Origin of the sequence: Desulfocurvus sp. (assembly GCF_023230885.1) — a bacterium.
Taxonomy (GTDB): domain Bacteria; phylum Desulfobacterota; class Desulfovibrionia; order Desulfovibrionales; family Desulfovibrionaceae; genus Desulfocurvus.
Map to the genome: position 1 here is coordinate 1 of NZ_JALNWM010000092.1, position 12405 is coordinate 12405.

At 69.8% G+C, this 12405-nt stretch carries 6 protein-coding genes; 1 reads left to right on the forward strand and 5 read right to left on the reverse strand.

Translation table 11 applies throughout. From position 1 onward, the window contains the following. Positions 1–4398: 4398 nt before the first annotated feature. The 5 genes from M0P34_RS08180 to M0P34_RS08200 all read right to left on the reverse strand — a co-directional run bounded on the left by M0P34_RS08180 (position 4399) and on the right by M0P34_RS08200 (position 11520). Positions 4399–6768, reverse strand: a complete 2370-nt coding sequence (locus M0P34_RS08180) for an adenylate/guanylate cyclase domain-containing protein (RefSeq protein ID WP_291498296.1) — start codon at positions 6766–6768, stop codon at positions 4399–4401. Between the two features lie 468 nt (positions 6769–7236). Further along, complete coding sequence (locus M0P34_RS08185) at positions 7237–8139, reverse strand: lysophospholipid acyltransferase family protein (protein WP_291498298.1); 903 nt, start codon at positions 8137–8139, stop codon at positions 7237–7239. Positions 8140–8154: 15 nt separating this feature from the next. Beyond that, positions 8155–9087 (reverse strand): polysaccharide deacetylase family protein, encoded by a 933-nt coding sequence (locus tag M0P34_RS08190; protein ID WP_291498300.1) that lies wholly within the window; start codon positions 9085–9087, stop codon positions 8155–8157. After that, positions 9074–9712, reverse strand: coding sequence for a lysophospholipid acyltransferase family protein (locus M0P34_RS08195; protein ID WP_291498302.1), 639 nt, complete (start codon positions 9710–9712; stop codon positions 9074–9076). Before M0P34_RS08195 ends, M0P34_RS08190 begins: the two co-directional genes overlap by 14 nt. Beyond that, positions 9709–11520, reverse strand: a complete 1812-nt coding sequence (locus M0P34_RS08200) for an ABC transporter transmembrane domain-containing protein (protein WP_291498304.1) — start codon at positions 11518–11520, stop codon at positions 9709–9711. The genes M0P34_RS08195 and M0P34_RS08200 overlap by 4 nt, the downstream gene beginning before the upstream one ends. 205 nt (positions 11521–11725) lie before the next feature. Between M0P34_RS08200 and yedF the strand changes: the two genes are divergently transcribed. Beyond that, positions 11726–12370, forward strand: a complete 645-nt coding sequence (yedF, locus tag M0P34_RS08205; protein WP_291498306.1) for a sulfurtransferase-like selenium metabolism protein YedF — start codon at positions 11726–11728, stop codon at positions 12368–12370. Positions 12371–12405 lie beyond the last annotated feature (35 nt).

Consider the following 12405-nt stretch of genomic DNA (forward strand, 5'->3'; position numbering starts at 1 on the left):
CCAGCCCCCCGCACGCGGGCGCTAGCGAATACCAGCCCCGCACGGCCAGCCTCCCCCTACGCCGGGGGCAATCGCCGCCTCCAAGGCCCCGCAAGGGGCCTTTTTCTTTGCGCGGGCAATGGATTATTACGTCTTTCCGGGAGCCGGGTCGCCGGAGCGGGGCGGGAGGGCCGGGCGCTCTTCGCCTGTGCGCGTTCATCCGCTAGTCGGGGGCACGGAGTGGGCGGACGAGCGGGCAGGGCGGTCCCTCTTCCCGGCCCCGGCGGCCGCCGGGGCTGGCGGCCCGGGCGAGAAGGCGGCCCAAAAGACGCGCTCGCTCGCGCCGTCGACGGGAGGCGCCAGAATTGTCGACCAGCACGGGGGGACGCGGCCCCGCACACGCCCGCCGTCGACGGGGATACGGTCGTATCTTCAGCTTTCGCCGCCGATGCGGGCCCGCGCGCAGCCTCGGCCCTGTGCATCCATCGAGGGCGGGCGGACGGCACGCAAAACCAGCGGGAGGCCGCCGGGGCTGGCGGGGGCGGCCTCCACCCGTCCGCCCGGAAGCCTGCGGGCCCCCGGGAGGCGGCTGCCCGCCGCTTCAGCCCGGGCTCGGGGCGGCTTGTTGCGCATCGTCCGAGCCGGGGCTGGCAGCCTGTGCGGGCGTCCGGGACTTCCGGGCGGGGACGGCCCGCTGTCACGCCCCCGGCTGGCAGCACCCGCCCGAAGGCGTTCCAGGGCGGGAAACGTCCGTCTGGTGGTGCGAACCGGGCATGCCCCTGGCCCAAGCCCGCCGGAAGGGGACTTCGGGCCGCCCTGGCGGAGCCCGGGCGGAACGGCCCGTAAAGACAGAGCCGAACCCGGAACCCGGAACCGGGAGGCAGGCCGGGGCACATGGTCCGGCTGGCCGGGCCCCGGAAGGGGTGTTCATCCTGGATTATTTTATATTCTGCCCCGTTGGCCTCTTCTCCAGGGGTCGCCTGCATCCCCGGGCCGTGCCCGGACTCCGGAAACAGGCGGCAGGCCGGGGGGCATGCCGGGGAACATGCGCGTCCGGCGCCGGGGCCTGTGCTGCTTCGACTTTGCGGCGTTCATGAACGGGCCGACAGGATGCCGCCCGGGGCGCGTCTGGGCATTCTGGGGATGCCTCGCCCACTGGCCGGGCGGGGCTTCCGGGTCCGGGGCGAACTGGGGCCGAATCCAGGGTGCGCCCTGCCGGGGCACGAAGCCGGGTCGGGCAAAAGCGTCGAGGGCTCCGGGGGCGGCTCGACCCTGGAGCATTTCACCGTGGGGAACAGCGATTCAGCCCTGGCACGGGCTGAAAACTGTTTTTTGCCGCCAGGGATGCCTGGTTGGCGGCCTTGGGGGAGGAGGGGGGATCGGAAATCGCCCGCCGGAAGCATCTGAGGCCACAGGCACAGGGACCGGTCAGGCCCCGGGATGGGCGACCACATCCAGGTCCTTTGGCGCGCCCTGCCGGGCACGAACATTTAGTTGGCATTGTTAGCTCCTCATCCAGGCGTCGCCTGCATCCCCGGGCCGTGCCCGGACTCCGGAAGCGGGCGGCAGGCCGGGGGGCATGCCGGGGGACATGCGCGTCCGGCGCCGGAGCCTGCGCTGCCTCCGGCACCTCCGGCGCTGGAATGTTTGCTTCTGCTAATTATTCAATATGGTTGTACTTGAACTGGTGGCCGTTGTTGCTGCCAGACGCATCCCCGCAGCGGAGCCGTCCAGGGGGTGGAGGCCTTCTGAAGGGTTTTGAGGGGCCAGGGCAGCCCACGGGTCGTCCGGGACGGAAAAAAGGCCCCACACGGCCCGTGCGGGACAGGGATGCGAGGCAGGCCTTTGGCGTGGGTGGAACAGGCGCCCGGCGGGGGCGGCGATACAGCCGGGCGCGCCTTGCCGGGAATCCGGTGCCCGGCCGGGGGATCCGGAAAGAGACGGGGCGCCCTGGTGGCCTCGAGATGGAGTCCGTGGCCCCCGGGGCCGTGATGGGCCGGGAAGGGGCGAGCACGCCTGCCGGGCCTTGCTTTTGGCCACAGCTATTCCCGGAGGGCGCGCCCATGACCTCGAACAGGGGCCGTCTGAATCTCTGGAGCTTGAGCGGCCATGTCATGGCCTGAACCTCAAAACCACTTCAAGTTTCCCCCCGGAACAGCCCGCGCTGTGCGGCGCGCAGGCAGGCCATGAGTCCGCCGTCGGCGTATGGATATCGGATGGCGGCGGGCTCGGCCCGGGTTTTCTCGGGAGTTGCAGCGCCACCCGAGATGTGTCGAGCAGAGCGGCCCGAAAACGGAAGCGCGGCAGGCCCGGGGACAGCAGCACCGACCCCGTCGCCATCCCCGTTCACCAACGCCTGATTGTCTCATAATGTAAATTATGTTAACTTTAAAATGGGTCGAGAGGGGCATAACCATGCTGAATTGTGTGTAATTTATGTCAGCTTGTGGTTCGTGAAACAAATCCAGGAGGCAACACTCTAACTTGATGCCTGCCCGCAGCCTTCCCGAAGAGCAAGCCGGAGCGTTCTTTCGTAAAGGGGGTAACTCAGCGGGCCATTCACGCCTTCCGTTTCCTTGTTCAGCCGGATTTCCCCGTTTTCGTCTGGCCCGGCCCCGGCCTTTGCCGGCTGTTCTCCCGGCCGTCTGTCCTTTCCTCGTGGCCTTCCGGGCTGCCCGGGCGCCCGTCCCCGTTTGTGGGGCTCCCGGCCAGGGCGCGAGACGGGCGCACAGGGCCGTTTCCAGGCCTCCCCCGGCCCTTCGGTTCGCCTGGGATGCTGATGCCAGGGCGTTCGATTTGTCCTCCGGGCGCCCGGCAAGGCCGCTTCCGCCCGTCGCGGCCCCCTGCCCCCGGACGCGCGCGGATCATGCCGCAGCAGGCATCCATGCCGCCAAAATCACCAACCCGCCGTCGGCCTCCCCACGCTCCGGACGCCCTGTGCCCTTCCTGGTTGCTTCCTGGCTGAAACGCCCTTCCCCGTTTGTGGGGGCTCCCGGCCAGGGCGCGAGACGGGCGTACAGGGCCGGTTCCAGGCCTCCCCCGGCCCTTCGGTTCGCCTGGGATGCTGATGCCAGCCTGTTCCTTTGCGTCTTTCCTTTTTTGGGGTTTCCGGGGTGCCCTGAACCTGAAATGGCCCCTCGCGAGATGCTTTCGGCGCATCACGTTGCCCCGCACGACCTGATTTCGCCGCGCTGCGTCGGGCCTCGAAATCCTCCGGCAGCCGAAAGCGCCTCGCGCAGAAGCCTTTGTTTCGCCTGGGATATGTCGTTCCGGGTGCCGGGCTGTCCCCTGGCGGGCGCCAGATGCCCACAAGAGGGCGACGCTCCGCCCCGGGTGTGGGGGGCGCCCGCCATTTCTCTTTCCTCAAGGACGCCATCTGAAGCACCGCCCCCCTTGGGGGCTCTTTTCCCCTCCCCCCGCCTCCGGCCCCGAAGAAGGGGCACATCCCCTTGTATACGCAAAAAAAATGCCCCTTGCGGGACCTTGAAGCTCCACACGGGGTGGCCTCTCCGGGCAGGCTCAGGCGTGGAGGGGCGTTGATCCTGGCGCCGCCAATGACGCCGCTGCCCGCCGGACAAGCCCGTGGGCAGGGATGCCCTCCCTGCGTTGGCCTGTTGTGGTTTCCGTCGTTTTTTCAGAGTGCTAAGACGATTGTGCGCTGCGCGCGGGGTTCCGTCTTCCCCTCGGGCTATCCTGGCGCGGCCGCGAGGCGGGAGGCGCTCCGATGGTGGTGACCGCTGATGCCAGCCGGTTTCTTTGGGTTTTTGCCTTTTTTGGCTCCCGGAGCACCCTGGAACGGCCCCAGGGGGATCAATGCAACATGCTTAAAAATGAACTGGATATCTGAGGCCGACATGATCGGCCAGGACGGTGCCCCTTCTCGGGGTTATACCGAATTTAGGCCATAAACATAATGAAAACAGAGTTATGTGGATATTTAAAGTTGTGCTTGAGGTTGATCTGTCCCGCTGCGCCTCCTCCGGCGTCCGTGTTTCGCAGTCGACGCCGACTTCGGTGCCCCGGGGCTCGCGGTCCTGGAGAGATGGCCGCAAGGCCCGCGCGCGCTGCCCTCGGCGGGCGCAGGCGGCCGCCGGGCGACGCGGTAGGCGAAAATCCATATCTGCCGAAGTTGTTCCGGGAAGCCCGCGCGCCGGGGGCAGACCACGGGACGGCGGGCTTGTATGAGCCGCCTCCCTTCCGGCAAGGCCAGTGCGCGCCAGGAGGCACGGGCCCGGGGCCGTCACCGCGGCGCTGCAAGCGGCCCGGGTGCGCCGGGGCGCGCCCTTCGCGCCCGGTATACACGGCATGCCCCTCGCGCTGGCCTGGGAAATCGCGGGTATACCCGGCGGACGTTCGCCGGGTGAGCCAACGGGGCGCCCTGCGGCCTCTGCGGGGCTGCCCTGCCCTGGCCTGCGCCGTCTATTTGCTGGTCAGGCGGAACACGCCGTCCCAGGGTTCGCCGGGGGGCACGGGGGGGGTGGCCTTGAACAGGTCGCAGCGGGCCATGAAAGCCCGCGACGGGGTCACCTTGGCCTCGGGGACCAGCTCCAGCGTGTCGGCCCGGGCGAAGCCGTCGCGGGCGGCGTCCCAGCGCATGGCCAGATAATGTTCCATGGCCTCGCCGAACACGCGCAGCAGCTCCTCTTGCGGCGCGGTCAGTCCGCCCTTGAGGGCCAGCACCTCGAACACGCGCACCGGCTCGGACTTGCCGACCACGGCGATGGTGTCGATGAAGCGCGATTCCACAAGGTCGCCCACGCGGCAGGGTTTGCCCCGCTCGTCGCTGGCGGGCTGGTCCAGGGTCGCCTGGCTGACCAGGGTGTACACCCCGTACTGCTTGGCTCCGGATTCCAGGCGCGCGGCCAGGTTCACCGCGTCGCCCATCATGGTGTAGTTCATGCGCATGGTGCTGCCCATGTTGCCGACCACGATCTCCCCGGAGTTCAGGCCGATGCGCACGCGCATGTCGTGGACGATGCGCGGCCATTTGTCCCCCGGGGCCCAGACCTCGGGCGGATAGCCCTTGACGTTGCGCTCCGCCTCGCCTGGGGCTTGGCGTTCGTTGCGCCATTTCTCGCGCAGTTCGCCCAGCCTGCCCTGCATGGCCACGGCAACGCGGCAGGCGCGGTAGCCGTGGTCGGGAACCTCCATCGGCGCGCCGAAGAAGGCCACCACCGCGTCGCCCTCGTACTTGTCGAGGGTGCCCCGGTCGGCCACCAGGATGTCCGTCATGGCCGTGAGATATTCGTTCAGCAGCTCGACGAGCTGCGAGGCCGTGAGCTTTTCCGAGAAGGTCGAAAAGCCCTGCACGTCGGAGAAGAACGCCGTGATGACCCGCGCCTCGCCGCCCAGGGTCGGGTTGGTCTTGCTGCGGAACATCTCGTCGATGAGCTCGGGGGACAGGTAACTGCGGAAGGTGGAGTGCAGGAATTTCTTCTGTCCCTCCTCGCGCCAGTACTTGAGCAGGTTCAGCAGGGTGAAGTTCAGCGCCAGGGCCAGCAGCGGATACAGCGGCGAGAGGAAGAACCCCCTGGCCTGCATGAACCAGAACGCGCCGTAGCACAGCGCCGCGGCGCCCGCCGCCAGGGGCAGCAGGCTCCAGGCGGCGCCCACCCAGGTCAGCAGCGCCGTGGCCAGCAGCCCCGCCACCAGCAGCAGCACAAGCTCCACCCCCCAGGCCCAGGCCGGGCGCTGGAGGAAATCCTTGGCCAGGATGTTGTCCACCACCGTGGCGTGGACCTCCACCCCGGGCAGGATGGGGTCGAAGGGCGTGGCCCGCAGGTCCAGCAGCCCGGCGGCGGAAGTGCCCAGGAAAACGATCTTGCCCTTCAGCTCGTCCGGATCGAGCTTGCCTTCGAGCACCTTCCAGGCCGAGACGTAGCGGAAGGTGCCGCGCGCCCCGCGATACTTCGTGTAAATCTGCCCCTGCGGGTCCACGGGAATCTCCGTGGTGCCGAGGCGCACGCTCTCGACGCCGTCGCTGGCCACGTTGACCAGCACCTGGCGCTGGCCCAGGGCGGCCATGAGCGTGGCCAGGGCCAGGTTCGGGTAGACCTTGTCCCGGTGGCGCACGAACAGCGGGGTCTTGCGGTAGATTCCGTCGGGGTCGGGCATGGTGTTGAAGAAGCCCGACATGTGCGCCTTGTCCGAGAGTTGCGGGATGTTGCAGATCACCGCCGGGGCGTCGATGAGGAAGGCCGAGGCCGCCGGGGCGCCCTTGTCGCGCTTTTCCACCAGGGCCACGGGGTGCAGCGCGCAGGCGCCGCCGCCGCGCACCTCGTCCAGGGAGCGGTCGAAATGGAAATAGTAGCCCAACACATAGGGCCCGGAGCCGACCACGTCGCCGAACACGCGGTCGTTGTCCATGAGCGCGTCGGGCAGCCCCGCGAAGCCCACGTCCACCTGGAGGTCGCGGCGCAGGGCGTCCTGGAGCACCCGGGGCGAGGTGCGGTCGGGCTCGGGGAAGACGATGTCCAGGCCCACGGCCAGGGCGCCGGCCTCGCGGATGCGCGCGAGCAGAAGCGCCACGCGGTAGCGCGGCCAGGGCCACTGCCCGAAACGGGCCAGGCTGGCCTCGTCCAGGTCCACCACCACGGGCACCCCGGTGGTGGCGCTGGTGGCCGTGGCCCTGGCCAGGGTGTCGTAGACCTTGAAATCCAGGTCGCGCAGCAGCCCCGGCTGCTGCCTGTAGAGCCAGGCCACCAGGATCGTGGCCGCCAGCCCGCAGCAGAGCAGGAATGCCCGGCTGTCCTTGAAGCGCTCGAAACGCCGCCTGAAATCGACCCTCACGGCAGGCCCTCCCCCAGCGCCCCTCCCCCGCCCCATGCGGGGGGCGGGGCCAGCGCATCCGGGTTGTAGCAGGAAACCGCGCCGAGGGGAACGGGCCGCGCGCGCCCTGCCCCGCCTCGCAAAAGGGTCGAACCTGCGGCCATCCGGTTATGAGCCGGATGCTCGGCCGGGAAGCTGAACAAATCCGCCGCCGTCTGGCCGAACACCCCGGCGGCCTTGAGGGGATTCCTCTCCCGCGCGGCGAGCTGGCGGAAGATGTCCCGGGCCTCGGCCTGGGGCCGCCCGGTGGACAGCAGGGAGCAGCGCCGCATGCAAGACGGGCGCGCGGCCTCCCCCCGGCGGCCCCGGCGCCCTGGCTGGGGGGTGACTGGTACGAATATCCAGTAAGTACGGATTTTTGCGACCAGAGGGTGCATGGGTTGGCGGGCGTTCCAGGGCCCGGGGGCGGCGCAAACTTGAAGTTATGCTTTAGCTTTGTGGGGGGCGGTAGGTCCAGCCCTCGGGGGGCTGGGTCTTCCAGCGTTTGTGCAGCCAGTACCACTGGTTGGGGTACTGGCGGACCATGCGTTCCACGGCCTGGGTGTAGAACAGGGCGACCTGGTGGATGCGCGCCTCGCGGCTGCCGCCCAGGGTCCGGGTGTCCAGGCCGGGGGCGGTGTGCAGGGCGTAGCCCCCCTGCGCCTCGCGCAGCAGGAAGCCGGGCTGGATCAGCGCTCCGGCGCGCAGGGCCAGCAGCGCCGGGCCCATGTTCACGGCGGCGATGCGCCCCAGGAACGGCAGGAACACCGCCTCGGAGGTGCTGGTGTTGTGGTCGACCAGAAACGCGGTGATTCCTCCGCGCCGCAGGCAGCGCAGGACCTTCGGCGCCGCGTTGCGGTGGTCCAGGACTTCCAGGTTGGGCCGTGTGCGCAGGCGCGTGGTCAGCTCGTGCAGGGGCTGGTCCTTGGGGCGGCGGACCACGATCTGCTTTTCGCGCTCGGGCAGGAGCAGATCGAACATCGGGCCCAGCAGCTCCCAGGCGCCCAGGTGCGCGGTGACGGCGACCACCGGGCCTCGGTGGGTGCCCATGACCTCCAGCCCCGTGGGGTCAACGATGCGCAGCCGGTCGTGCAAAAAGCGCTTGTCCACGCGGTGGGCCAGCAAAATTTCCAGGAAGGAGCGTCCGTTGTGGCCGAAGCTCTCCCGCGCGACGGCCCTGGCCTGTTCCGGCTCCAGGCCCAGCAGGCGGGTCATGGCCTCGCAGGCCATCTCGCGCCGCGCGGGCAGCAGGCGCCACAGGGCCCGGCCCAGCAGCTCGCCCCGCGCGGCCACGGTTTCGAAATCCCAGCCCTGGCCCCAGGCGGCCAGCGATGCGTAGACGATGTCCTTCATGTCACCCCTTTTGCCCTACAACCGCAGGGCGCTGTAGGCTCGGGCCAGTCCGGCCCGGGAGTGCAGCGCCACCCGGCTGCGGAACCAGGCCGGCCCCTTGGCGCGGCGGACTTCCAGGCGCGGCACGTCCAGCGGATCCGTGCCCGCCGCCACCGGGCCCCGGCGCAGGGTCAGCAGCAGGTCGAGCCCCGCCTCGCGCGCGGCGCGCCGGGCCACGGGGTGCTCCCGGCCCCAGGGCCAGGCCAGGGCCGTCACCGGGCGGCCGAGCAGCTCTTCCAGCCCCTGGCGCGAGCGCGCGAGGTTGTCCAGGACCCGGGCGTGCATCTCGGCCGGGGTTTCGGCCCGGGCCTCGTCTGCGCGCCACAGGGGGCCAGCCAGCTCCGGGGCCAGGCGCGGGGCCGGGCCCGGGCGGGCACCCTCGCGCCAGGGGGCGTAGGCCCAGTGGCCGGGGATCTCCCGCAGTTCTCCCGGGCCCGTCGGGCCCATGCCGTGGGTCAGGGAGTGGCTGCCGACCTCGAAAAGACCGGCCTCCGCCAGCTCGCGCAGCTCCGCCCCGGAGAGCCAGGCCGAGCGGTCGCCCGCCAGGGTGAAGGCCCGGTGGGCGGCGTCGGCGATGATGTCGCCCTCATGGCGCGGGGCGTGGTCCGCGCGCAGGCGGTTGTTGATGGCGAACACCACTCCCCGCAGGCCGAGGCTGGCGAACAGCGGGGCCACGCGGGTGTACAGGTCGCAGAAGCCGTCGTCGAAGGTCAGGCAGACCGCCGGGCCGCCAAGGGGCTCCCCGGCCAGGACGCGGCGCAGTTCCGCCAGCCCCAGGGCCCGCACCCCGCTGGCCGCCAGCCAGCGCATCTGCTCGCTGAACGCGGCCAGGGGCACGCCGTTGCCGCCGATGTTGTGATAGCACAGCACCGGCACGCTGCTGCGGCCCAGCCATTCAGCCCAGGGCATGAAGGCGCGCCTCCAGGTCGCGCGCGGCGGCGGCCAGCGCCTGCCCGCGCAGGGGCCCGGCGGGCGCGGCGTAGGGCTCGCCGAACACCACCCGGCAGGTGGAGAACGGCAGGGGCAGCTCGAAACGGTCCCATGCCTTGCGGAAAACGAAGGCCCGGGAGCAGCGCACCCGCGCGGGCACCAGCATGGCCCCGGCCCTGGCCGCGAGGAGGAACACGCCGTCCTTGACCTCATGGCGCGGGCCGCGCGGGCCGTCCACGGTGACAAAGCCGTTGACCCGCCCGTCGCCCTCGCGCATGGCGCGCACGGCCTGGCGCAGGGCCGTCAGCCCCAGGCGCGAGCTGGAGCCCCGCGCGGTGCCGATGCCCAGGCGCCCCAGCAGGCGGGCCAGGATCTCGCCGTCCTTGCTGGCCGAGACGATGGCCACCCAGCGCGTGTCCTCGCGCAGGCCGGGGAAGCAGAACAGCTCGTTGTGCCAGCAGGCGACCACGGTGGGCCGCCCGGCCGCCCACAGGGCGCGCAGGGCCTCGGCATTCTCCACCCGCAGGCGCAGGGTCCACAGCAGCAGCCGGTAGAGCCCCGCAAGCAGCGGCACCAGCAGCCCCACGGGCACGCGCAGCCTCACGCGGGCTCCGGCCCGCAGCTCTCCGGGGCGCCCTGGCCGGGCTCCTCGCGGAACTGCATGCTGTGCAGCCGGGCGTACAGCGGGCAGGAGGCCAGGAGTTCGCCGTGGGTGCCCGTGGCCACCACCCGGCCGCGCTCCATGACCACGATCATGTCCGCCCCGGTCACCGTGGACAGGCGGTGGGCGATGACGATGCTCGTGCGGTTCTGCATCAGGTTCTCCAGCGCCGCCTGGACCTTGCGTTCGGATTCCGTGTCCAGGGCGCTGGTGGCCTCGTCGAGGATGAGCAGCGGAGGATTCTTGAACAGGGCCCGGGCGATGGTCAGGCGCTGCTTCTGGCCGCCGGAAATCTTGACCCCGCGCTCGCCGAGCACGGTGTCGTAGCCCTCGGGCATCTGGGTCACGAATTCGTGGGCGTAGGCCGCCCGGGCGCAGGACTCGATGCGCTCCGGGTCCGCCGTTTCGCCGCCCTGCTCGCCGTAGGCGATGTTGTCGCGAACCGAGGTGTCGAACAGGAAGGCGTCCTGGGAGACGATGCCGATGTTGCGGCGCAGGGAGGCCAGGCTGTAGTCCTGCACCGGGCGGCCGTTGAGTTCCACCAGCCCGGCCTGGGGCACATAGAAGCGCGGCAGCAGGTTGACCAGGGTGGTCTTCCCGGAGCCCGAAGGGCCGACCAGGGCCACGCGTTGCCCGGCGCGCACGGTGAGGCTCACGCCGTCCAGGGCCGGGCGCGCGCAGCCCGGATAGGTGAAGCGCACGTCCTGCAGGCGCAGCTCCTCGAAGGGCCCGGCGAATTCGACCTGCCCGCCCTCCTCCACCGCGATCTCCGGGGCGTCGAGAATCTCGAACACGCGCTCGGCGCCCGCCAGGGCGCGCTGCACGTCCATGTTATAGCTGTTGAATTTCTTGATGGGCTCGTAGATCAGCCCGGCGGCGGCGACAAAGGAGATGAACATGCCCTGGGTGATCTCGCCGTTCATGACCTGCTGGCCGCAGTACCACATGACCGCGGCGATGCCCAGGGCGCCGACCATGTCCATGATCGGCGAGGACATTTCGCTGAAGATGACCTCCTTGCGGGCGATGTCCACCAGACGGCGGTTCTCCACGGCGAAGCGCGCGTTCTCGTGCCCCTCGGTGGCGAAGGCCTTGACCACCCGGATGCCCGAGAACGCCTCGTTGAGGATCACCGAGATGTCGGAGATCTTGCTTTGGTTCCTGCGGCCTATTTTCCTCAGTTTCTTACCGAAGTAGATAATGGGGTACACCGCCAGGGGCAGCACGAACACCGCCAGGGAGGCCAGCTTGGGGTTCATATAGAACGCCACACCCAGAAGCCCCACCACCTCCAGGCAGCTGCGCACGAGCATGACCACGGCCGGCAGGCTGTTGCGGATCATGTTCACGTCCATGATGATCCGCGACTGGAGCATGCCCACCTGGGTGTCGTCGAAGAAATTCATGGGCAGGCGCAGGATTTTTCCGTGCAGCTCGTTGCGTAGCCGCTCGAGGACCCGCAGGCCGCACATGCGCATCAGGTAGTTCTGGGCGTAGCGGAACACGCCCTTGACCAGGAAGACCAGGACCACCAGCAGCGGATAGAGCACGAGCTTGGTCCGGTCGTGCTCGGCGAAGATGGAGTCCCACGCGGGCTGGAAAAGATAGGCCGAGGCCGACGAGCTGACGGCCACGATGGCCATGGAGATGACGGCCAGGGCGATGGCGCCCTTGTAGGGCGCGAAATAGCCCACGCAGCGCTTGAGCAGCGGGATGCTGCGCAGGTAGTCCTTTTTGGTGTCCGATCCCATGTTTTTCCTTGTTTTGCGGCCCGGGGGCGCCACAGCGTCCCGTGAGGCGCATGGATACGCCAAGCGGCCCGGGAAATCCAGCCCGGGGCGGGCAGCGCGGCGCAGGGAATCCCGATGGTTCCGACCGGAAGGCATCGGATATTGCTATTTGACCCCGGGCGGCTCAGGGGCTTCACTCAGGCATCGTCAGCACAAGGAGCCGCGCATGAGCACTTCCCCTTCCGTCCCCGTCCTCGACTGCGCGGGGATGCCCTGCCCGCAGCCAGTCTTACAATGCAAGCAATGCGTTGACAACGGCAGCCCCGCCGCCTTCGAGGTCGTGGTGGACAACGACGCCGCGCGGGAGAACGTCACCCGCTACCTGGGCACCCGGGGCTACGCCGTGCGGGCCGAGGCCCGGGACGGCCGCTGGCGCCTGACCGCCCGGCACCAGGACGCCGCCCCCGCCGCGCCCGGGCCGCAGGACGCCGCGCCCCGTCCGGACGCCGCGCCCGCCCCGGCGGCCGCCGGGGAGCACAAGGTCTGCGTGTTCCTGCCCTCTGAGTTCGTGGGCTCGGGCGACGACGCCCTGGGCGCCAAGCTCATGGTCGCCTTCCTGGGCACGCTGCCCGAGCTCGGCGAGGAGTTGTGGCGCCTGGTGCTGGTCAACGGCGCGGTGCGGATGACCGTGCCCGGGCATCCGGCCTTCGAAAAGCTTTCGGCCCTGGCCGACGCCGGGGTGTCCATCCTGGTCTGCGGCACCTGTCTGGACTTCTTTGGCCTGCTGGAGCGCAAGGCCGTGGGGCAGACCACCAACATGCTCGACGTGGTTACCAGCCTTCAGCTTGCCACCAAGGTCGTTCGCGTCTAGTTTCGCGCCATGACGCAACGCACACGCCCCCGGCG

Excerpts from the sequence above, each read along its gene's own strand:
- M0P34_RS08185 (WP_291498298.1), bottom strand. The coding sequence starts at position 8,139 with ATGAAGGACATCGTCTACGCATCGCTGGCCGCCTGGGGCCAGGGCTGG.
- M0P34_RS08190 (WP_291498300.1), bottom strand. The coding sequence starts at position 9,087 with ATGCCCTGGGCTGAATGGCTGGGCCGCAGCAGCGTGCCGGTGCTGTGC.
- M0P34_RS08200 (WP_291498304.1), bottom strand. The coding sequence starts at position 11,520 with ATGGGATCGGACACCAAAAAGGACTACCTGCGCAGCATCCCGCTGCTC.
- yedF (WP_291498306.1), top strand. The coding sequence starts at position 11,726 with ATGAGCACTTCCCCTTCCGTCCCCGTCCTCGACTGCGCGGGGATGCCC.